General features: G+C 71.1%; 17 protein-coding genes and 1 tRNA gene. 4 read left to right on the top strand and 14 right to left on the bottom strand.

The window, feature by feature from the left end; genetic code table 11:
- Positions 1–7: 7 nt before the first annotated feature.
- The 5 genes from mptB to Q1K33_RS04850 are packed head-to-tail and all read right to left on the bottom strand — an operon-like array spanning position 8 to position 6,232.
- Positions 8–1,498 (bottom strand): polyprenol phosphomannose-dependent alpha 1,6 mannosyltransferase MptB, encoded by a 1,491-nt coding sequence (gene mptB, locus Q1K33_RS04830; protein WP_300401212.1) that lies wholly within the window; start codon positions 1,496–1,498, stop codon positions 8–10.
- A gap of 9 nt (positions 1,499–1,507) precedes the next feature.
- Positions 1,508–2,437 carry a lysylphosphatidylglycerol synthase domain-containing protein gene (locus Q1K33_RS04835; protein WP_300401214.1) on the bottom strand — a complete coding sequence of 310 codons (930 nt, stop codon included), beginning with the start codon at positions 2,435–2,437 and terminating at the stop codon, positions 1,508–1,510.
- 29 nt (positions 2,438–2,466) lie between these two features.
- Complete coding sequence (locus Q1K33_RS04840; RefSeq protein WP_300401216.1) at positions 2,467–3,198, bottom strand: class I SAM-dependent methyltransferase; 732 nt, start codon at positions 3,196–3,198, stop codon at positions 2,467–2,469.
- The gene (locus Q1K33_RS04845) at positions 3,195–5,309 is read right to left on the bottom strand and encodes a hypothetical protein (RefSeq protein ID WP_300401219.1); all 2,115 of its coding nucleotides are present in this window, start codon (positions 5,307–5,309) and stop codon (positions 3,195–3,197) included. The genes Q1K33_RS04840 and Q1K33_RS04845 overlap by 4 nt, the downstream gene beginning before the upstream one ends.
- Positions 5,306–6,232, bottom strand: a complete 927-nt coding sequence (locus tag Q1K33_RS04850; protein WP_300401221.1) for a glycosyltransferase family 2 protein — start codon at positions 6,230–6,232, stop codon at positions 5,306–5,308. Before Q1K33_RS04850 ends, Q1K33_RS04845 begins: the two co-directional genes overlap by 4 nt.
- A 130-nt stretch (positions 6,233–6,362) precedes the next feature.
- Between Q1K33_RS04850 and Q1K33_RS04855 the strand changes: the two genes are divergently transcribed.
- The gene (locus tag Q1K33_RS04855; protein WP_300401223.1) at positions 6,363–6,830 is read left to right on the top strand and encodes a nitroreductase family deazaflavin-dependent oxidoreductase; all 468 of its coding nucleotides are present in this window, start codon (positions 6,363–6,365) and stop codon (positions 6,828–6,830) included.
- Between the two features lie 135 nt (positions 6,831–6,965).
- On the opposite strand, the gene Q1K33_RS04860 is transcribed toward Q1K33_RS04855, so the two are convergent.
- Positions 6,966–7,047 (bottom strand) — tRNA-Tyr (locus Q1K33_RS04860).
- A 126-nt stretch (positions 7,048–7,173) separates the two neighbouring features.
- On the opposite strand from Q1K33_RS04860, the gene Q1K33_RS04865 reads away from it, so the two are divergent.
- The 3 genes from Q1K33_RS04865 to Q1K33_RS04875 all read left to right on the top strand — a co-directional run bounded on the left by Q1K33_RS04865 (position 7,174) and on the right by Q1K33_RS04875 (position 11,032).
- Positions 7,174–7,665, top strand: a complete 492-nt coding sequence (locus Q1K33_RS04865) for a YajQ family cyclic di-GMP-binding protein (protein WP_300401225.1) — start codon at positions 7,174–7,176, stop codon at positions 7,663–7,665.
- Between the two features lie 275 nt (positions 7,666–7,940).
- A complete protein-coding gene (locus Q1K33_RS04870) occupies positions 7,941–9,896 on the top strand; it encodes a 2-oxoacid:acceptor oxidoreductase subunit alpha (RefSeq protein ID WP_300401227.1) in 1,956 nt (651 codons plus the stop codon).
- Positions 9,893–11,032 (top strand): 2-oxoacid:ferredoxin oxidoreductase subunit beta, encoded by a 1,140-nt coding sequence (locus Q1K33_RS04875; RefSeq protein WP_300401229.1) that lies wholly within the window; start codon positions 9,893–9,895, stop codon positions 11,030–11,032. The genes Q1K33_RS04870 and Q1K33_RS04875 overlap by 4 nt, the downstream gene beginning before the upstream one ends.
- Before the next feature lie 324 nt (positions 11,033–11,356).
- Here the strand turns inward: Q1K33_RS04875 and Q1K33_RS04880 are convergent, their stop codons facing one another.
- The 8 genes from Q1K33_RS04880 to Q1K33_RS04915 form a co-directional block, all read right to left on the bottom strand.
- The gene (locus Q1K33_RS04880; RefSeq protein WP_300401383.1) at positions 11,357–11,959 is read right to left on the bottom strand and encodes a cadmium resistance transporter; all 603 of its coding nucleotides are present in this window, start codon (positions 11,957–11,959) and stop codon (positions 11,357–11,359) included.
- Complete coding sequence (locus tag Q1K33_RS04885) at positions 11,956–12,315, bottom strand: metalloregulator ArsR/SmtB family transcription factor (RefSeq protein WP_068123217.1); 360 nt, start codon at positions 12,313–12,315, stop codon at positions 11,956–11,958. Before Q1K33_RS04885 ends, Q1K33_RS04880 begins: the two co-directional genes overlap by 4 nt.
- 99 nt (positions 12,316–12,414) lie before the next feature.
- The gene (locus tag Q1K33_RS04890; protein WP_300401234.1) at positions 12,415–14,064 is read right to left on the bottom strand and encodes a 3'-5' exonuclease; all 1,650 of its coding nucleotides are present in this window, start codon (positions 14,062–14,064) and stop codon (positions 12,415–12,417) included.
- Complete coding sequence (locus Q1K33_RS04895) at positions 14,061–15,938, bottom strand: hypothetical protein (RefSeq protein ID WP_300401236.1); 1,878 nt, start codon at positions 15,936–15,938, stop codon at positions 14,061–14,063. The genes Q1K33_RS04890 and Q1K33_RS04895 overlap by 4 nt, the downstream gene beginning before the upstream one ends.
- Positions 15,939–16,225: 287 nt before the next feature.
- Complete coding sequence (locus Q1K33_RS04900) at positions 16,226–16,678, bottom strand: hypothetical protein (protein WP_300401238.1); 453 nt, start codon at positions 16,676–16,678, stop codon at positions 16,226–16,228.
- A 147-nt stretch (positions 16,679–16,825) separates the two neighbouring features.
- A complete protein-coding gene (locus Q1K33_RS04905) occupies positions 16,826–17,758 on the bottom strand; it encodes a polyprenyl synthetase family protein (protein ID WP_300401385.1) in 933 nt (310 codons plus the stop codon).
- A gap of 98 nt (positions 17,759–17,856) precedes the next feature.
- Positions 17,857–19,455 (bottom strand): NADH-quinone oxidoreductase subunit NuoN, encoded by a 1,599-nt coding sequence (gene nuoN / locus Q1K33_RS04910; RefSeq protein WP_300401240.1) that lies wholly within the window; start codon positions 19,453–19,455, stop codon positions 17,857–17,859.
- Position 19,456: 1 nt separating this feature from the next.
- Entirely contained in the window at positions 19,457–20,953 is a 1,497-nt protein-coding gene (locus tag Q1K33_RS04915; protein WP_300401242.1) for an NADH-quinone oxidoreductase subunit M, read from the bottom strand.
- Positions 20,954–21,003: the final 50 nt, after the last annotated feature.

Consider the following 21,003-nt stretch of genomic DNA (forward strand, 5'->3'; position numbering starts at 1 on the left):
TCTCGCGTCAGCGACGCCGCGCGACCAGGGCCGGCTCGTCCTGCGCGGGGATCCACTCCGCCGACACGATCCGGTCGATGCGCGCGCGGGAGGCGCGGGTCAGGAGGAGCAGCGGCACGAGCACCGCCAGCAGCAGCGAGCCGAGCACGATGGCCAGGTAGGCGCCGTGCAGGGACGAGTCCAGCGGCGCCGCCAGGCCGAAGACCAGGGACCAGCCGAGCAGCGCGGCCATCGCGGTGCGCGGCAGGCGGATCACCGCCAGGAACGGCACCACCCAGAGGAAGTACCACAGGTGCACCACCGGGCTGAGGAGCACCAGGGCCCCCATCACCAGCGCGACGGCGCGCACGGCGTCGACGGCGGAGCCGGTGCGCCACCGCAGGGCCACGGCCGTGGCCAGCCCGAGAGCGGCCACGGTGGCGAGCTGCCGGACCAGGTCGAGGAAGGTGGCGTTGTCGAGACCGACCCCGAGGACCCGGGTCAGCCAGTCCAGGGCGCCGCCGACGAGCGTCGGCATGGACAGCGGCGTGTTGACCGTGCCCGGTACGCCGAGGGCGCGCACCCACCCCACTCCCAGGCCGGTGACCACGCCCAGCCCGAGGAGCAGACCTCCGGACGTGGCGGCGACGGCGCCGAGTCGTCGTACGCGATCGAGGAGCGTGGCCGCCGCGGGCAGCGACAGCAGCACGATCCCGATGCAGACCAGTCCTCCCGGCGCCTTGACCGCTGCGGCCGCGCCGCCGAGCAGCGCCCCCGCGAACCAGCCGTGCTCCTGGGCCACGACGAGGGCGGCGGCCATCAGGCCGACCATGAGCAGGTCGTTGTGCAGCCCACCGACGCCGTTGGCCAGCATCAGCGGCGAGGCGAGGACGACCGCGGCGGCCAGGGCGGGGTTCAGCCCGCTCCACCTGGCCAGCCGGGGCACGGCCCAGGCGAGCAGGACGAGCCCGGTCAACGCCAGCATCCGATGGCCGATCACCAGGACCCACGGGTTGCCGGTGAGCTCGGCGCCGAAGGATCCGATCGACACCGGGATCGGGCCGTACGGCGTCACGGTCTCCATCCAGCGTGGGTCGACGGCTTCCACGATCGGACCGCTGAGGACCGAGGGACCGTGCTCGTACGGCGAGATGCCGGCCTTGGCGAGCATCCCCTGCGCCGCGTACGACCAGCCGTCGCGGGAGAACAGCGGGGGCGCCAGCACGAGCGGCGCCGCCCAGACGAGGGTTGCGTGGCGCACGAGGGCGACCGCGTCCTCGCGGTCCTCGCTGTGCAGGTCGGCGGCGTGGGCGACGTGGCGGCACAGGCTCAGCCACTGCGAGGCGACCAGGCCCAGGCCCAGCATCACGATGCCGAGCGAGACCATCCGTCCGACCTCGGACCCGTGGACTCGCGGGAGGAGGTCGGGCTGCATCAAGGGGGTCGAGTCGGGCAGCACGGAGACACCGAGACCCCCCACGAGGACCAGCACACTCCCGACGAATCCGCGCACAAGCACACGCGGAGGCTAGGGATCCCCGGCGACGCTCTCGTGAACGACGGCTGACGAGTTCTGGGCCGGTGGCCGACCTGCAGGACTCGGGACTCTGCTCGCCGCCGCCCAGGCGACCAGGGCGAGCAGCAGGTCGGCGCCGGTGTGCAGCACCCGCACCAGGACCGCGACGGCGCCCGCGGCTCCGACGCCGAGCATCGGGCTGAGCAGGGCCACGAGGGTGACCTCGCGCGGCCCCACCCCCGCGGGAGCCACGACGATCGCGACCCCGACGGCGTACGCCGTGGCGAATGCCGCCGCAGCCGCGGGCAGCACCGACCAGGTCGGTTCCGGCGAGAGCACCACGACAGCGCCGGCATAGCTCGCCCAGGTCAGCGCCATCAGGGCGACGAGTCCCACGACGTCGAGCCAGCGCAGCCCCAGCTGGACGCCCGCCACCAGGCCGGCCAGGCGGTTGACCACGGCGGGCACCAGCGAGACCAGCGCCGCCAGGCAGAGGACCGCCCCAGTGGTCCGCGTGAGTGGACCGACGTCGACGCCGGCGCAGGCCACGACACCGACCACGGCGGCGGCCGTGGCCAGGTTGAGTCCCAGGAACGTGAGCGAGGTGGAGGCCGTCACCCGGACGGGTACGCCGTGGTCGCGGGCCAGGTGGGCGTGGGCGCCGATCGACCACACGCCGCCAGGCACGTACTTGCCCAGCTGGCCGACGAAGAAGACCGAACGACCGATCCCTCCCGGCAGCCGATGACCGAAGCCGCGCAGCAGCGCCAGCCAGGCGACCGAGGTCAGCCCCAGACCCGCCAGGACCAGGGCGGAGGCGCCGCCCACCGAGGCCACCGACGTCGAGCCGATGGCCGAGACGATCTCGTCTCCGTGGCCTCGGAAGGCCAGCAGGGCACCCGCCAGCACCACACCCAGGAACAGCCAGCGAGCTGCCCGCACCCACCGGCTCCGTCGCGTCGGGTCCGCCATCACTCGTCGACCGGACGGGAGACCAGGGCGGTCCGGGTGGGGTAGGGCAGCGCCGGGGTCCGACCCCGGGTCCAGCGCACGCTCACGCCGTCCGGGCCCGACGGCAGGGAGCCGATCGCCGCGCGGTACCGACCCCGCTCGACGTTGTCGACGACGACCAGCCCACCTGGACGCAGCCGGCAGAGCGCACGGGCCAGGCACGCCTCGCGGGCTCGGCCGTCGACGACGATGACGTCGAAGTCGCCCGCGACCTCGTCGAGAGCAGCGACGTAGTCGGAGAAGTCCAGGCCGGCGAAGCCCGCCTTGGACGAGGCCGTCGCCGGGGACTCGCAGGGGCGTGGCTCGACGAGGATGAGGGTGGCGTTGCCGGGCAGCACCGGCACCAGCTGCTGGGCCCAGGCGGCGTCGTGCTCGACGCTGGTCACCGACGCGGCACGGGTGCTCAACCAGACGGTCGAGGCGCCCGAGCCCCACTCGAAAACGCGGGCGTCCACGCGGTCGGCGAGGAAGGCCTCGACCTCGTCGGCGGCGGCGAAGGTCCACCAGGGTGTGTCGAGGGCGACGAGATCGTCGAGGTCGTGCACGGCGAACCAGGAGCGCACCCACAGGCCGGTCCGGGAGCGTCCTGCCCACCTGTCGAGCGCACCCAGCACGCCCGTGGCCGCGAGCACGGAGCGCACGGCGCGGACCACGGCGACGTAGGCGCGCTTCACCCTGACGGACAGGCTCATGGAGCGACCTCCGACAGCCGTGCGACGCGTAGGTCCGTGAGTCGCAGCGCGCCCGGCGTGGGCGTCGAGAGCGTCAGCACGACGCGGCCAGCATCGAGGAGCGAGACGACCGCAGGCGACATCTCGGCGTGCAGGGAGACGTCGTCACCGAGCACGGTCAGGGGCGCGCCGTTGGCGGCGAGGGAGGCACCCGCGAGCCCGGTGCCGCTGAGGGAGAGGGAGAGCCCGGACGTCGCGTCAGTGGGCAGGGCGAAGCCGATCTCTCCGCTCTCCGCCCCCAGGCCGGCGCCCGGCAGGGCACGGTTCATCGCCCACGAGCCGCGCAGGTAGGCGGCTCCGGAGCCGTCGCCGGCGAAGGCGACTCGTCCGTCGCCGGGCAACGGCTCGAGGACCAGGTCGCAGCGCGCCACCGTCGACATCGGCACCTCGCGCCACCACAGGCGCCGCGTCACCTGCTCGAGCACGTCGCAGTTGCTCCCGACGAACGCACTCCCGGCGTCGACGGCCACGAAGCGCGCGGGGTCCGGGTCCCCCGCAGCGACGGGACGCAGGGCGTCGTACGGCGCCAGCGGTCCGATCAGGTCGACCGAGCAGTCCTCGCGGCTCTCCGAGGAGCGCGGCAGGAACCGTTCGTCGTCGTCGATCTGCGGGGTGCACGTCACGAAGCCGGCGCGCGGCACTGACGGAGCGAGCTCCCGGACACTGGTGCGCCAGTAGTCGGTCTGCACCTCGAGGTCGCGGTCCTGGGCGGCTGCGATCGGGCTGACGACGGCGGCCGGGACGCTGCTGAACGCGTAGGAGTAGGGGAACAGCTGCACCTGGACGAGCAGGGGTACGACGATCGCCGCGCCGCCGAGCGTGGGGACGAGGCCTCGCCGCCACGGCGCCTTCGCGCTCGCTGTCGCGTCCACGCGCCAACGCACGAGCGCGGCCAGCGCGACCGTGACGAGCACCGCCAACGCAGGAGCGGCGAACAGCAGCTGACGCAGCCCCGTGTAGAGGTTGGACTCGCGCAGCACCGCGATCGCCGGCAGGGCGAAGGCCTGGAGCAGCACCACCAGCCAGGCGGCCTCGTGGGACAGCTCACGCCCAGGGCGCTTCGCGGACCGCGCCAGGCGCCGTACGACGATCACGGCGCCGGCGCCGCCGAGGACCAGCATCAGGGTTGGCAGCTCGATGACCAGGAAGAGCGGCAGGTAGTACCAGGCTCCCTGCTTGCCGTCGTAGTTCGCCGAGGACAGCGCGCCCTCGACCAGGGCCGTCACCGGCGTGGAGAACGCCGCCGGGTAGACGAGGGTCAGGATGCCCAGCGCCAGCACGGGAGCGGCGAGCAGGGCCGCGGCGCGGCGCCACTCACGACCCAGCACCAGCACGAGCACGACGACACCCCCAGCCAGGGCGAGACCCGGCCAGATGCCGGGGCGGGTCCCGATCGCGAGGACCAGGCCGGCGACGGTGGTGGCGACGCCGGCCACCACCCACCCCTCCCGACGATGCGCGCGCAGCACGACGACCAGCCCCAGCGTGACCAGCGTGTAGCCGGTCGCGACGGGGACGTCCTTGATGTTGAACATCGCGTGCCCGGTCCAGGTCGGCACCGCGACGAGCACCCCGGCACAGACCAGTGCCCAGGCCCACGAGCCCAGCAGCAGCCGCACGACCACGGCAGTGGCGACGACCCCGACGAAGGAGATGAGCACGACGCCGAGGTGACGTACGGCGTAGGCCTGGTCGGTCGCTTCGACGGTGCCCGCACCGTCGACGCCCCACAGCATCGACCACGCGTGCAGCAGCCCCATCGTGGCCGGGGCGTAGACGTAGCGCTGGTCGACCCAGGCGCCGGGGGCGGAGCCGTCGAGGTCCTGGTCGAGCAGGTACCACCCGTGCTCGAGGTAGTTGCGCATCCGAACGACGTGGTACGTCTCGTCCCACGAGACTCCCGTGCGCCACGCGCCGACCACGGCGATCGCGACACCCGCGGCCAGGGCGACTGCGGCGACGACCACGAGGCTGCGCGGCGGCGCGGGCACCGCCGTCCGGGGCCAGGACGTGACCGGCGCAGGGGCGGCGGCGACCTCGGGTCGCGCCGGTCCGGTGACCGCGCTCGTCATGTCCGTCGCTCGGTGGTCGCCGTCCGGTTGCGAGCGTGCACCACCAGCTCGGCCAGCAGACCGAAGAGGCTCAGCTGGAGGCCGACCATCACCATCAGGACGCCCGCGATGAGGAGCGGTCGGTCGCCGATCGGCTCGCCGGTCAGCTTGACCACGGTGAGGTAGCCGAGGATCACCGTGCCCAGCAGGAACGTGAGCGCGCCGACGCCCCCGAACAGGTGGGAGGGACGGTTCTCGTAGCTCAGCAGGAAGCGGATGGTGACCAGGTCGGAGAAGCCGCGCCAGAAGCGGGCCAGGCCGTACTTGCTGACTCCCGACATCCTCGGGTGGTGCTCGACCGGCACCTCGGCGACGGCGTACCCCAGGGCGTGGGCGACCACCGTGAGGTAGCGGTGCATCTCGCCGTACAGCATCGGGGAGACGGCGCGGGCCACGTCGGCGCGCATCGCCTTGAAGCCCGAGTTGAAGTCGCGACCGGGAGCGCCCGAGAGGACCCCGGTCACGCGGTTGTACAGACGTGAGGTGGTGCGCTTGACGAAGCGGTCGCGTCGGGTGAGGCGGGCACCGGTGACCAGGTCGGCCCCAGCCTCGAGGCGGCGCAGCAGGCGTTCGAGCTCGCAGGGGTCGTCCTGGCCGTCGGCGTCCATCATCACGACGGTCTCGGCGCCCTCGTCGAGCGCCCGGTCGAAGCCGCGTCGCAGCGCCGGCGCCTTGCCCTGGTTGTGGCCCATCGACTCGTAGGCGACCGCCGGGTGCTCGGCCATCAGCTCGGCCACGACCTTGGCGGTGTCGTCACTGGAGCCGTCGTCGACGACGAGCACCCGACCGCCGGGCGCGTACGTCGACACCTCGGCCAGGACCCGAGGTATCAGCGCGGCGAGGTTGTCGGCCTCGTCCAGCGCGGGAATCACCACCCACAGCATGCGGCGATGCTCGCCCCGACGGATGAACAGCGGTCGAGGTCCGGGCGACCCGGGCGCAGCCATCAGACGTCTGCTGGCCGGTCGCGCCGACCACCCACGAGGGGTGTCGGGGCTGCCCTACCCTCACGTCATGGGTCTGCTCACACCGCTCGCCGTACGCATCGGCGCGCTCTCCTGGATGCCGAAGCTCCTCCCCCAGGTGGTCTGGGTCGACACCCGTCTGCAGCGGGTGACCGGCGGCAAGGTCACCGTCCTCGACATCGCCGGCCTGCCCAACCTCGCGCTGACGGTGCCTGGTCGCAAGAGTGGTGTCCCGCGCACCACGCCCCTGCTGTGCGTGCCGCACGACGGCGGCTGGCTGATCGCCGGCTCCTACTTCGGCGGTCCCGACGTGCCGCTGTGGGTCGGCAACCTGCGGGCCTGCGACACCGCGACCATCTCGGTCGACGGTGCCGAGCGGCGCGTCTCCTGGCGCGAGGTGGAGGGCGACGAGCGAGCCGCCCTGTGGCAGGTGATGCTGCGCACCTGGCCCAACTTCGCGAAGTACGAGGAGCGCACCACCCGACTGATCCCGGTCTTCTACCTCCAGCCGGTCTGAGGCCGTCGTGGCGACCCAGCTCGGGCAGCGGCCGCGGCGAGCGCCGTCGAGGTCAGCGGGTTCGGGTGCGGGCGCCCGAACCGAGGGCCGCAAATGGTCGAAGCCGCGGACCGGATCGCGGTCACGCGGCTTCAGTGGCAGGTGCTGGATTCGAACCAGCGTAGGCTGTGCCGGCTGATTTACAGTCAGCTCCCTTTGGCCGCTCGGGCAACCTGCCAGGGTGTCGTCCGCACTGCTGAGCATGGCTTTGGCCGTGCGGCAACGAGGCGAAACAATAGCGCAGGCAGCACCCGATCCGACAATCGCTGGGCCCGACCCGGCCGACGTACAGGAGCACACACCCATGGGCGACTCGTCCTTCGACATCGTGAGCAAGATCGACCGCCAGGAGGTCGACAACGCTCTCGGGCAGACAGCCCGCGAGATCGCGACCCGTTTCGACTTCAAGGGCACCGGCGCGACCATCGAGTGGCAGGGCGACGAGGCGATCGAGATCAGCGCCTCCGCCGACGACCGGGCCACCGCCGTGCTCGACGTCTTCAAGGGCAAGCTGATCAAGCGCGACGTCAGCCTCAAGGTCCTCGACGCCTCCGAGCCGCGGCAGTCCGGGCAGCAGTCGAAGATCGGGATCGCCCTCAAGGAGGGGATCAGCTCCGAGGACGCCAAGAAGATCTCCAAGCTGATCCGCGACGAGGGCCCCAAAGGCGTCAAGGCCCAGATCCAGGGCGACGAGCTGCGGGTGTCATCGAAGAAGCGCGACGACCTGCAGGCGATCATCGCCCTGGTCAAGGGTCAGGACTACGAGTTCGCGGTGCAGTTCACCAACTACCGCTGACCGATCCGGGTCGCCCGTGAGGGTCGTGTGCCTCACGGCTGTCCCTGGACCGGGCGCGGGCACACGACCCGGCCGCGCGGCAGGGCCACGCTGTGGCACACGTCACGCGGGCGCAGCCTTCCACCAGGCAGGACGGCCCGGCCCGGCATTGTCGGCCGTCTATCGTGGTCAGCGCCGGAGCCGGCTTCTGGACAGGTGTCCAGAACATGTTCTAGTTTCGGTCTGGCCGCGGCGCGATCCGCCCGGCAGCAACAGTGGAATTGAAGGTGGGACAGGTGTCCAAGCAGGTCAAGCAGCTCGATCGGGTGATCATCCGGTTCGCGGGTGACTCCGGTGACGGGATGCAGCTCACCGGTGACCGGTTCACCTCGGAGTCGGCGGTGTTCGGCAACGACCTGATGACGCTGCCGAACTTCCCGGCCGAGATCCGGGCGCCTGCCGGGACGATGGCGGGGGTGTCGTCGTTCCAGGTGCACTTCGCCGACCACGACATCCTGACCGCCGGGGATGCCCCCGACGTCCTGGTGGCGATGAACCCGGCCGCGCTGCGGGCCAACCTGGCTGACCTGCCCAAGGGTGCGACGGTGATCGTGGACACCCACGACTTCACCAAGCGCAACCTCGAGAAGGCCGGCTACACCGCCAACCCGTTGGACTCGTTGGGTGATGCTGCTCCGGGTCACCCGATGGCCGACTTCAACGTCCACACCGTCGACCTGACCGGGATGACGGTCGAGGCCGTCAAGGAGTACGGGCTGTCCCGGAAGGACGCGGCTCGGGCGAAGAACATGTTCGCGTTGGGTCTGCTCTCGTGGATGTACGGGCGCCCGACCGAGGGCACCGAGGCGTTCTTGTCGAAGCGGTTCGCGAAGGTGCCCGACATCAGGGACGCCAACATCACCGCGTTCAAGACCGGCTGGAACTTCGGCGAGACGACCGAGGCGTTCGCGGTCCAGTACGAGATCAAGCCCGCCGAGATGACCGCCGGGACCTACCGCAACATCACCGGCAACCTCGCCCTGTCCTACGGCCTCGTGGCCGCCGGGGTCCAGTCCGGGCTCCCGGTGTTCTTGGGGTCCTACCCGATCACCCCGGCCTCCGACATCCTCCACGAGCTGTCCAAGCACAAGTCGTTCGGGGTGACCACGCTGCAGGCCGAGGACGAGATCGCCGGTGTGGGTGCCGCGATCGGGGCCTCCTTCGCCGGCTCGCTGGGGGTGACGACCACCAGTGGTCCCGGGATCGCGTTGAAGTCCGAGGCCATCGGCCTGGCAGTGATGACCGAGCTCCCGCTGCTCGTCATCGACGTCCAGCGCGGCGGGCCGTCCACGGGCCTGCCGACCAAGACCGAGCAGGCCGACCTGCTCCAGGCGATGTTCGGCCGCAACGGCGAGGCTCCCGTGCCGATCGTGGCCCCGCAGTCACCCGGCGACTGCTTCACCGCCGCGATCGAGGCCGCCCGGATCGCGGTCACGTACCGCACCCCCGTGATGCTGCTGAGCGACGGCTACCTCGCCAACGGCTCCGAACCGTGGAAGATCCCCGACGTCGCCGACCTGCCCGTCATCGACCCCGCCTTCGCCACCACCACCAACCACGGTGACGGAGACGATGCCGAGTTCTGGCCCTACCTGCGCGACGAGGACACCCTCGCCCGCCCGTGGGCCATCCCCGGCACCGCCGGCCTCGAGCACCGCATCGGCGGCCTCGAGAAGGGCGAGGGCCACGGCAACATCTCCTACGACCCCGCCAACCACGACTTCATGGTCCGCACCCGTGCCGCGAAGGTCGCCCGGATCGCCGACTCGTTGCCACCGCTCGAGGTCGACGACCCCTCCGGTGAGGCGAAGGTGCTGGTGCTGGGCTGGGGCTCGACGTACGGCCCGATCGGTGCCGCGTGCCGACGGGTACGCCGCGCCGGCTACCACGTCGCGCAGACGCACCTGCGTCACCTGAACCCGTTCCCGAAGGACCTCGCAGAGATCCTGGCCCGCTACGACAAGGTGATGGTGCCCGAGATGAACCTCGGCCAGCTGGCCCTGCTCCTGCGCGGCACCTACCTCGTCGACGCCGTCGGGTTCAACCAGGTCAACGGCATGCCCATCAAGGCGGCCGACCTCGCCGAGGCCGTCGGCACCCTGGTCGCCGAGGCCGAGGGCATCGACCTGGACCCTGCCGTGTTCTCCCACCCCACCACTGCCCCCGCCGACCACGAGGAGGCTCCCCGATGAGCACCAGCACCGATCTCGGTGTGCCCGGACTTCGTTCGGGCACCGAGTCCGTCCCCACCCTCGACCCCGACGCACCCGCCCAGACCGGCAAGGAGTTCACCTCCGACCAAGAGGTCCGCTGGTGCCCCGGGTGCGGCGACTACGCCGTCCTCAAGGCCGTCCAGTCGTTCCTCCCGGGCCTGGGCCTGCGCCGCGAGAACATCGTCTTCGTCTCCGGCATCGGCTGCTCCAGCCGGTTCCCCTACTACCTCGACACCTACGGGATGCACTCCATCCACGGACGTGCCCCCTCGATCGCCACCGGCATCGCCACCGCGCGCGAGGACCTCAACGTCTGGGTCGTCACCGGCGACGGCGACGCGCTCTCGATCGGCGGCAACCACCTGATCCACGCGCTGCGCCGCAACGTCAACATGACGATCCTGCTGTTCAACAACCGCATCTACGGCCTGACCAAGGGTCAGTACTCCCCCACCTCCGAGGCCGGCAAGATCACCAAGTCGACCCCGATGGGATCGCTGGACCACCCCTTCAACCCCGTCTCGCTGGCCCTGGGCGCCGAGGCCTCCTTCGTGGCCCGCACCATCGACTCCGACCGCAAGCACCTCACCGCCGTGCTCGCCGCAGCCGCCGCCCACCGCGGCACGTCCCTGGTCGAGATCTACCAGAACTGCCCCATCTTCAACGACGGCGCCTTCGACGCGATCAAGGACCGCGACACCAAGGAGAACGCCCTCATCCCCCTGGTCCACGGCCAGCCCGTGACCTACGGCGTCCCCGACGCCGACGGCAACCCCACCAAGGGCGTCATCCGCGACCCCAGCACCGGTGGCGTCAAGGCCGTCGACCTCGCCGACCTCCACGGCGACCACGGCGACCACCAGGCAGCGCTCGACCAGCTCATCGTCCACGACGCCCACAACCCCGACCCCTCCGTCGCGTTCGCGATCTCCAGGCTCACCGACTCGGGCTACCTCAACACCTCACCCATCGGCATCTTCCGCCAGGTCGAGCGCCCGACGTACGACGACCAGGCCCGCGCCCAGATCAGCTCCTCGATGGACGCAGCACCCGGCACGCCCACCGACCGACTCAGCACCCTCATCAACGGCACCGACACCTGGACCGTCGTCTGACACGACCGGACGTCCGACCGCGACGAAGGCCCCCACCGCATCGCGCCTGTTCGGCTTTTAGTGTGGGTTCACGGCGCGCCTATGGCGCATCGAAGCGCCCCCCGGTCCGATCGGACCGGGGGGCGCTTTCACGTCTGCGCCTCCGAGCCGATGGCTCCAGCCTGCACGCGATGGGCGGAGCTCGGGGGCAGGTAGCGGTCGGGCGGCGTGTCGGCGAGCGCTACTCGAGCGTGACCGGCGCGCGGTGGAGCGTTCTCTTGTCGAGGGTGACGGCGACTAGGCCCGCGCTACCTGCACGTGCTCGACCGCTGGCCAGGCGAAGCATCAGAGCCCGAAGGCTCCGCCGCTGTAGAGGATGACCAGGCCCAGGCCGATGAGGACGACCGGGAACAGGATGTGCTCCCAGCGTTCGAGGACTTCGTCGATTCCTGGTCGGGTGGCGACGAACCTGGCTGCGACCACCAAGGCGGCGACGAGGACGAGGAAGACGACGCAGTAGGCGGCTGTCGCGGCGGGGCCCACGTTCAAGAAGACGGGGACGTAGACGCCGATGTTGTCGCCGCCGTTGGCGAAGGTGACGGCGGCGACGGTCCACACTGCGACGGCCTTGCCGGCGACTTTGGCGTCGTCGTCATCATCATCATCATCATCGCGCCATGCCTGCCATGCAGCCCAGAGGCCGAGGACCAGCGGGATGAGGCCGAAGTAGGGGATCGCGGCCTCGGGCAGGAAGGCTCCGGCGCCGAGCGACACGAGCACTGCCGCGGCGAGGATGCCGGCGAACCCCAGGTACTGCCCAGCCAGGATGCGCGACGTGGTTCCGGGCCGTCCAGCTCCTCGGGCGAAGAACAGCGACAGCACGATGATGTCGTCGATGTTGGTGGCGATGAACAGGCCGATGGCCTGCGCTGCGGAGGTCAGCATCAGGCGCCGGCCCCTTGGGTGCCACACCCGGGCAGGACACATTGCTGGTCGATGCAGGGTGCGCTCTCGTCGACGGCCAGGGTGACGTCGATGAGCGCAGTGAGAGCCCGGGTGAGGTGCGGGTCAGCGACGGCGTAGCGCGTGTGTCGGCCTTCGGGTTCGGCTACGACGATGCCGCAGTCGCGCAGGCACGCGAGGTGGTTCGACACGTTGGACCGGGTCAGGTCTAGGTCGCGGGCGAGGTCGCCGGGGTAGGCGGGGCCCTCCAGAAGGGCCATGAGTAGGCGGGAGCGCGTGGGGTCGGCCATCGCCCGACCCAACCTGTTCATCACGTCAAGACGGCTAGCAGTGGTCAGCATGTGCTGAATAGTACAGCGTGCGCTGAACATTGCTTTCATCGCGGTGGGAGAACGGGCGCGCGCTTCAACGCCGGCTGGGATGTCCGAGTGGTTCGTCCATCAGCGCGGCAGGTAGGGGTTCGGGTTCACGCGCCCTTCGGGGCGGGCGAGGCGCCGGTGGGTGATGGTGCGCGGCTGCTGGGCCCGGGCGGTGGCGACCGCGGCCTGCTCGTGCCAGGTCATCCACAGTTCGAGCTCATCGTAGGCCGGGTCGGTCGTGCGGCCGGCGAGCACCGTCCCCGCGACCTCCTTCGCTGCGGTCAGCCCGCGGGTCTCCGCGATCGACTGGCACGCGACTCGGGCCAGGCGCGGCTCGAGCAGGTGGAGCCCCTTGCTCATCGCGACGGCGAGGTAGTCGTTCGCGGCGAGGACCCGGTCCTCCTCGACGGTGAAGGTGAACACCATCCAAGCCATGTACGCGGTCTCGCGCGGGTGGGTCGGTGACCAGCGGTTGATGCGACGGTCCTCGCGCTTGCCGAAGAGGCGGTCTCGGATGCCGGTCTTGGTGAGCCTGCCCTGCTCGCCGAGCACCGCGATCCGGGTCACCGGCTGGTACAGCGTGTCGCGGGGGCAACCGTGACCTTCCCAGCAGTCGGGGCAGGAGCGAGACCCGGACGGCTCGCACGGGGTGGAGGCTTCGACCTGGGGCCGCTGCTTGGCCCACCAGCGCAGCGCCCGGGTGTGCGCGAGCGCGGGCGCGGCCGCGGGCGGGTCGGCACCAGGGCTGGAGGCGGTGATGAGTGCGGCGACGGCGCCGAGCAGGGTGCCTGCCTGGCCGGGCTCGGTGACGGTGGCCAGCAGCGCGACGAGTGGGTCGAACAGCGCGGCGCCGTTCTCCTGGGCGGCGAGGGTGGCTTCGGTGCGCAGGTGCGGGCAGCGCAGCCGCACGCACTCCACGGCCAGCTCCAACCACGCCTGCTGCTCGGCCGGAGTGCCCGCGTGGGTGAGCGGGGAGTCGTGGCGGACCAGGTGCTCGGTCGGGACGACGGGCGCTTCGCGGCGGCTGCGGATGTAGCCAGGAAGCTTCGGGTCGTGGGTAGTGCCCCGGGCGTGATCTTCGAGCAGCGCCTCGAGGCTGTCGTAGGCGAACGCCCCGGCGGCGTGAAGGAGCAGCTTGACCAGGGCGTCGGCGGTGGCGCGGGCGTCCGCGCGGGCGTGGTGCGCCTCGGCGTTGGCGACCCCGACGAGCTGGCACAAGGTGGCGAGGCTGACGACGCCGCGCTGACCGACGCCGGGCAGCCGGAGCAGTCGCGGCAGGGTGCTGGTGTCGATGATGGGCAGCTCGGGCAGCTGCTCGAGGCCGACGGGCACCGTCGCGTCCCCGGTTGCCCTCGCCTCGTCGAGCCGCTCCAACTCGCGGCGCAGCACCCGGATGTCGCTGCCGGTGTGGCAGACCAGCACCGCGTCGGGGACGGTGAGGGCGTCGAGCACCGCGGGCGCGTAGTAGCCGAAGCGGCGCTTGCGGGCCACGGCCTCGGTGGTGAAGCCGTGCACCGCGGTGGAGCGGGGGTCAACGGGCACGCCGGGGTTCATCTCGACGTACAGCTCGCCGTCGCGAACCCGTTTCCCGCCGACAACCGGGGTGATGGCCAGGGAGATGATGCGGTCGCCATCCCCGTCGGGGTCGCGGGTGTACTCGGTGTCGAGCACGAGGAAGGTGCGGGCGGTGAGGTGCTGGAACAGCTCGAAGCCGGCGTCGGTGAGCGTCACGGTCGCCCTCCGCTCTGCTGCCCGTCCTGCTGCCGAACGGGTGGTTGGGTGAGCCGCTGCTCGGCGAGCGCGGCGACCAGCAGCGGGTTCAACAGCGAGGAGTACACCGGTGGCGGCTCACCCTCGGCGCGCGGTGGCGGTTGAGCGTCGGCGAGGGTGCGCGGGGCGGGTGCCCACCCGCCGGCGGCCTCGTTGTCTTCGCGCAGCAGCCGGGTGACCTCGTCGAGGTCGGTGAACGCGCCCTGGGCCCGGGCGACCGCGAGATCGAGCAGGAAGTTCGTCCGGGCGAGGTTGCGGTACAGCTGCTTGCGGTTGTCCAGGAACGGCTCAAGCGCGTGCCGGATCCGGTTCTCGACCGCGGCGTTGGACGCCGGCAGCTGCGGCTGTCGGGCCAGGATGGGCAGCGCGGCCGCGACCCGGGGTTCGTAGATGCGGCGCTGCTCCAGCACTCCGGTCACGGGCGCCGGCAGCGTGGCGACGGCTCCGATGAGGTCGTCCCACCACCGTGTCCAGTCGGCGGGGCCGAGGTTGAGCAGCTCGTCGCGAGCGAGCACGTCGAGGTGCTTGGCCAGTTCGGGGACCAGCACGGTGCGCCCCTCGAGCTTGGTGGTCGCCCCTGGCAGCTTCCTCAGTGCGTCGCGGAGGTTGCGCTGGATGTGGAACAGGCTCGGGACCAGTCCGACGACCCCTGCGCCGTACTGCTTCGTCACCGCGTTGCTGATGGCTTCGGCGTTGTCGGCGACGATGAAGTCCGGGCGTTCGCCGAGCTCGTCCAGCACCAGCCGCCACGCCTGTTCGTTCGCGCGCGGGTAGGCGCGCGCCAGCCGGAGCCGGTACTCCCGACGCGGGTAGCTCATCGGGTCCTCGGCCGGGTGCCAGCGGACCTCGACGACCACCAGCAAGCTCCACTGGTTCCGCTCAAGGCGCCGCTGCTGGCCGCGCCGGCGACGGCCGGACAAAATGACCGGCTGCTCGTCGAGCAGCCAGGTGATGGGGGTGGCGAGCGCGGCGTTCGGTGCAGCGGCGAGCTGCTGGTCGTTCGCGGCGCGCTGCTGCCGGTCGCGGTCGCGCATCTGCTGCTCGACGGGGCGCCACAGCAGCGGTGCGTACTGCTCCACCAGGTCGGCGGCGAGGTGCCAGGCGGACTTGCCCTGCGCGGCGGTGTACGACTGCGCGGCCCCGGTCGCCTGCCCGTCGAGCAGCGCGCCGCCGCCATGGTGCTCGAGCAGGTGGCGGCTGGCTCGGTCGCGGTACTCGCGCATCATCAGCGACACCGCCGCGTAGCTGGCGCCCATCGAGAGCTCGTTCAGCGCCCGGGCGTACAACGCGAGCGTCCACGGGGTGTGCCGGGCGCCGGTGAGCGCGCCGCGGTGCGGGGAGAGCAGTTCGTCGCAAGTCGTGCAGCTCTCGACACCGACCTCGACGGCCTCCCGTGCCAGTGGCGGGGTGAAGGTGTGTGGCGCCGTGCCGTCGGCGGGGACACAGCGGTAGCGCTGCCGCTTCGTGGCGCCGCGGCCGTACACGCCCTGCCGGGTCACCTTCGAGACCGCGTGCTCGGGGCACCCCGGCGGGCGGTCGAGCGAGGTGAGCTGGGTGCCGGCCGCCGAGGCGAGCACCTGGAAGAAGTGCGAGCTGCCGTCGGGCCGGGTGCACCGGAACCGCCGCCAGGTGCCCGCCTTCGTCGTGCGCGTGCCTCGTCCCTGGACCCGGGCGTCGGCGTGCCACGGGTCAGGGCACCGCTGCCTCGGTGAGCGTCCAGCCTCGACCGCTCCGGCGGCCGGGGTGGTGAAGAAGTGCCGCTTTCCGGTCTCGGGCAGGCACTCGAACCGCTGCCGTGTGCCGGCCGCGGAGGCCCTGAGCCCACGGCGGCGCACCCGGCTCCCCGCGTGTGACGGGTCCGGGCACTGCGGTGCTGCTGCGTCGGTCAGTTGTCCTCCTGGCGGGACGTCTCCGCAGACAGCGTGCCGGCGCCGGTCCCACCGGCAGTGCCGTCCTCGAGGTCGCGGGCGGCAACCACCAGCGACCCCCTCCGAACGCGAACCGGCCCTCCCGGGCCCTGACCGAAGGGTCAAGGTTACCGGGAGGGCCGGACAAGGCGCGCCCAAAACCACACTAAAAGCCGAACAGGCGCATCGCGGTGGGGGCCCTCGTGCCGATCAAGTCAGGGAAGCGGGCACCTGTCGCCGGGCTTCTTCACGCAGGTGACCCAGACCTCGCTGACGGTCCCCTTCTTCTTGGCCCGCCAGGCCCAGGCACCGTTGCGGGGCGCGTAGACGCGCTTGGTGTAGCGGCCCTTCTTGTTGATCTTGGACTTGCCGAACTTCTTGAAGTTGCAGGTGCCCTTCTTGGCGTTGCAGTTGGTCGCCTTCTGGATGACGACCGGGCCCTTCTTCGGGCGGATCACACCGGTCAGGATGAGCTTGCCGCTCTTGCGCTTGACGATCTTGGCGGTGAGCTTCTTGGCTCCGCGCGCCGACACCGGGGCTGCCATCGGGCTCGACCCCGCGTTGGCCGACGTGGCGTCGGCGACCGGCGCGGCGGTCGCAGCGGTGGCAGGCAGCAGCCCCACCAGTGCGAAGGCGAGAAGGGCGACGAGAAGGCGAGTTGCTCGCATGGGATCTCCCTGGAGATGGTGGGTGAGTGTCATGGCGGTCCTGCCCACAGGTCACGGTGGCAAACGTTGCGTCCCCGTGGCCATGGACCGCGCCGGCCGCGAGCCACTCTCGGGCGCGCAGGCACACCGTAACCGGACGTCGCGGGGTCAGGCGGAGCGAACCGCCACGACGTCGGCGAAGGCTTCCAGCGCCTCGCGCACCGGGCCCTGCGGCAGGACGTCCAGCAGCGCCTTCGCCTCGGCGGCCTGCCCCACGACGTACGCCCGGGCCTCGGCCATCGCCGGATGTGCCCGCAGCAGTCCGAGTGCTTCGGCGACCTCGCCCTCGTCGGTGATCGGCGCGCCGAGCAGCTCGTGCAGCCTCGCGTCGCCCGGGTCGTCGGAGGCGAGGGCCATCAGCACCGGCAGCGTCGGGACCCCTTCGCGCAGGTCGGTCCCCGGGGTCTTGCCCGACTCCTCGGTCTCCGAGGCGATGTCGAGGATGTCGTCGGAGAGCTGGAAGGCGGTGCCCACGATCTCGCCGTACGCCGTGAGCGCCTCCTCGACCTCGGGCGTCGCGCCACCGAAGCGAGCGCCGTAGCGCGCCGAGGTCGCGATCAGGGAGCCGGTCTTGCCGGCCACGACGTCGAGGTAGTGCGCGAGGGGATCCTCGTCCGGACCCGGCTTCACGGTCTCGAGGATCTGTCCCTCGACGAGCCGGGTGAAGGTCTCGGCCTGGATGCGCACCGCGTCGGCGCCGAGCAGCGCGGTCAGCTCGGACGACTTCGCGAAGAGGAAGTCACCGGTGAGGATCGCGACCAGGTTGTCCCAGCGAGCGTTGGCCGAGTCGGCCCCGCGGCGCAGGTCGGCCTCGTCCATGACGTCGTCGTGGTAGAGCGAGCCGACGTGGGTGATCTCCACGACGCAGGCAGCGGTGACGACGTCGGCCGAGTCGGGGTCGGTGCCGGTCTCGGCAGCGAGCAGCACGAGCAACGGACGGAACCGCTTGCCGCCGGCGGAGAGCAGGTGCTGGGCGGCCCGGGTGACGTACGGCGCGCGACTCACCGCGTGCCCGAAGAGTGCCTCCTCGACGTCGGCCATCCGCTCGCTGAGCCGGCGGGCGAGCCCGGCGTCGGAGATGGGCAGCGCCAGGTCGACCGGGCCCCCCGGAGAGGGGACCGCGGAGGCAGTGGACGTCGTCACCTGATGAAGTCTCCCGCATGCACCGCCAGGTCGAGTACCGGACCGGGTACGACCCCGAGGAACAACGTCGCGGCTGCGCACACCGCGATGGTCAGACCGGTGAGCGGCGAGGCCGTCGTCACCTCGGCGACCTCGGCTCCCGGCTCCGGGTCGGTGAAGAACATCAGCCGGATGAAGCGCACGTAGAAGTAGACCGCGACGATGCTCGACGCGATCGCCACCAGCACGACGGGCCAGGCCCCGGCGGACATGGCTACCGTGAAGACGGCCCACTTGCCGACGAAGCCGGCGGTCAGCGGGATCCCCGCCATCGAGAGCAGGAAGAAGGCGAACAGTCCCGCGACAAGCGGGGAGCGCTTGCCGAGGCCGGTCCAGCGGACGAACGACGACGACTCGCCGTTCGCGTCGCGCACGACCATCACCAGGGCGAACGCGCCGAGCGAGGCGACGCCGTACGACGTCAGGTAGAACAGCACCGCCTGCAGCGAGGTGACCTGGCCGTCGGCCAGCTCGCCCGCCGACTGCAGACCCAGGACACCGGTGATCAGGAACCCGGTGTGGGCGACGGCCGAGTAGGCCAGCATCCGCTTCACGTCGGTCTGGGCGATCGCGACGACCGCCCCGACGACCATCGTGAGGATCGCGACGACCCACAGCATCGGCTGCCAGTCCCAGCGGTCGGCGCCGAGGGCGACGTAGAAGAGCCGCAGCATGGCGCCGAACGCGGCCACCTTGGTGCCCGCCGACATGAAGGCGGTCACCGCGGTCGGCGCGCCCTGGTAGACGTCGGGGGTCCAGGCCTGGAAGGGCACCGCCCCGACCTTGAAGAGCAGTCCGACCGAGAGCAGGGCGATGCCGAGCATCAGCAGGATCTCGTTGTCGGCGCCGTTGACGACCGCCTCGTTGATGGCCGCGAAGTCCATCGAGCCGGCGTAGCCGTAGACCAGCGCCATGCCGTAGAGGAAGAACCCGGAGGAGAAGGCGCCGAGAAGGAAGTACTTCATCGCCGCCTCCTGGCTCAGCAGGCGGCGACGTCGTGCCAGTCCGCAGAGCAGGTACAGCGGCAGCGAGAGCACCTCGAGCGCGACGAACATCATGAGCAGGTCCCCGGAGGCGGGGAAGAGGAGCATGCCGCCCACCGCGAACATCAGCAGTGGGTAGACCTCGGTGTGCGCCAGGCCCTTGGTGGAGGCCTCGCGCTCGGCGTCGGTGCCCGGGACGGCGGCAGCCTGACCGGCGAAGGCCGAGATGCCCGCCTCGAGCCGTCGCTCGGCGAAGAGTGCCACTCCGCCCAGGGCGAAGACGAGGACCAGGCCCCAGAGGTAGATCGTGGGGCCGTCGACGACGATCGAGCCCTCGGCACCGACGAGGCCCTGCCCGGCACCGTCAGTGCCAGCAGGGTCCAGGTTGAGGCCGACCGCGATCGTGGCACCCAGCGCCGCCGCCACGCCGACCCCGGCGAGGGTGCTCTGCACGACGTGACGCCGCTCGCGCGGCAGGAATGCCTCGACGACGACTCCGAGACAGGCCACGCCCATGACGATCAGGAGCGGCGAGAGCTCGGCGTACTCGATGGTGGGATTGATGAAGTCCATCTCAGCGACCCGCTTCCTCGGCCAGGGCGACGGTGGGTTCGTCGTCGGTGACTCCGACGTGGATCATCAGGTCGGCGACGTAGGGGTTGCTCGTCTCCAGCAGCGGCTTCGGGAAGAAGCCGAAGAAGACTAGCGCGACCATCAACGGCGCGACCGCGGCGATCTCGCGCAGGGTGCCGTCCGGGGTCGCCTCGACCTCGGGCGGCGTCGGGCCGGTCATGATGCGCTGGTACATCCACAGGACGTAGATCGCGGCGAGCACGATGCCCGTGACGGCGAAGGCACCGACCCACCACCCGTAGTCGAACGCGGCGAGCAGCACCAGGAACTCCGAGACGAACGGGCTCAGGCCCGGCAGCCCGAGCGTCGCCAGGCCGGCGACGAGGAGCAGGCCGGCCAGGACCGGCGTGACCTTCTCGATGCCGCCCATCTCGGAGATGAGCGTGGTGCCCCGGCGCTTGATCAGGTAGCCGGCCACCAGGAACAGCGCGGCCGTGCCGAGTCCGTGGTTGACCATGTAGAGGATCGCTCCGGACCCACCCTGGCTGCTGAAGACGAAGATGCCCAGGGTGATGAAGCCGAAGTGGCTCAGCGACGTCAGACCGATCAGGCGCAGGACGTCGTCCTGGCCGATCGCGACCAGGGCGCCGTAGATGATCGAGATGACCGCGATGGTCACCACGACCGGCGTGGCCCACTGCGAGGCCTCGGGGAAGATCCCGAGGCAGAACCGCAGCATCCCGAACGTGCCGATCTTGTCGAGCACGCAGACCAGCAGGACGCTGGTGCCCGGCGTCGCCTTCTCCGTCGTGTCGGCCAGCCACGTGTGCACCGGGAAGAGCGGCGCCTTGATCGCGAACGCGATGAAGAACCCCAAGAACAGCCAGCGGCCTGCCTCGGTGCCGATGTCCAGGGCCATCAGGTCCGAGAGGAGGTACGACGGCGTGCCCTGCTGCGCGGAGACGACGTAGAGGCCGATCACCGAGGCGAGCAGCACGAGACCGCCGCCGAGCTGGAACATCAGGAACTTGACCGCAGCCGCGCTGCGACCGGCCTTACCGAAGCCGCCCACCAGGAAGTAGGCGGGGATCAGCGTGGCCTCGAAGACGACGTAGAAGAGGAAGACGTCGGTGGCCAGGAAGACGGCCAGCGACAGGGCCTCCAGGGCGAGCACCCAGCCGTAGAAGGCCTTCGGGTTCTCGTCGCCGGCGTCCCAGTCGGCGACCAGCACGATCGGGACCAGGACCACGGTCAGCAGCACGAGGAGAAGTCCGAGGCCGTCGACGCCGAGGGCGTAGTGCACCCCGAACGCCTCGATCCAGGAGACCTGCTCGGTCAGCTGCATGCCGCCGTCGACGTCGTACATCACCGCGACGGCGATGCCGAGTCCGAGAGTGACCGCGGTGACGCCGAGGGCGATTACGCGGGCGTTGGCCGCCGGGAGGGCGGCGATCACGAGCGCCCCGACGAGGGGCACGAGGATGAGGGTCGTCAACATCACAGGGAAACCTCCGGAGTGAAGATCGGGCTTCCAGAGGACCCCGGGGT

Origin of the sequence: Nocardioides sp., assembly GCF_029937575.1 — a bacterium.
Taxonomy (GTDB): domain Bacteria; phylum Actinomycetota; class Actinomycetes; order Propionibacteriales; family Nocardioidaceae; genus Nocardioides.

What these genes read in the sequence shown, in the direction of transcription:
- Q1K33_RS04855 (WP_300401223.1), top strand. Translation starts at nt 6,363, where the DNA reads ATGGGTCTGCTCACACCGCTCGCCGTACGCATCGGCGCGCTCTCCTGG.
- Q1K33_RS04875 (WP_300401229.1), top strand. Translation starts at nt 9,893, where the DNA reads ATGAGCACCAGCACCGATCTCGGTGTGCCCGGACTTCGTTCGGGCACC.
- Q1K33_RS04845 (WP_300401219.1), bottom strand. Translation starts at nt 5,309, where the DNA reads ATGACGAGCGCGGTCACCGGACCGGCGCGACCCGAGGTCGCCGCCGCC.
- nuoN (WP_300401240.1), bottom strand. Translation starts at nt 19,455, where the DNA reads ATGGACTTCATCAATCCCACCATCGAGTACGCCGAGCTCTCGCCGCTC.
- Q1K33_RS04850 (WP_300401221.1), bottom strand. Translation starts at nt 6,232, where the DNA reads ATGCTGTGGGTGGTGATTCCCGCGCTGGACGAGGCCGACAACCTCGCC.
- Q1K33_RS04865 (WP_300401225.1), top strand. Translation starts at nt 7,174, where the DNA reads ATGGGCGACTCGTCCTTCGACATCGTGAGCAAGATCGACCGCCAGGAG.
- Q1K33_RS04905 (WP_300401385.1), bottom strand. Translation starts at nt 17,758, where the DNA reads ATGGCCGACGTCGAGGAGGCACTCTTCGGGCACGCGGTGAGTCGCGCG.
- Q1K33_RS04885 (WP_068123217.1), bottom strand. Translation starts at nt 12,315, where the DNA reads ATGCTGACCACTGCTAGCCGTCTTGACGTGATGAACAGGTTGGGTCGG.
- Q1K33_RS04915 (WP_300401242.1), bottom strand. Translation starts at nt 20,953, where the DNA reads ATGTTGACGACCCTCATCCTCGTGCCCCTCGTCGGGGCGCTCGTGATC.
- Q1K33_RS04840 (WP_300401216.1), bottom strand. Translation starts at nt 3,198, where the DNA reads ATGAGCCTGTCCGTCAGGGTGAAGCGCGCCTACGTCGCCGTGGTCCGC.
- Q1K33_RS04900 (WP_300401238.1), bottom strand. Translation starts at nt 16,678, where the DNA reads ATGCGAGCAACTCGCCTTCTCGTCGCCCTTCTCGCCTTCGCACTGGTG.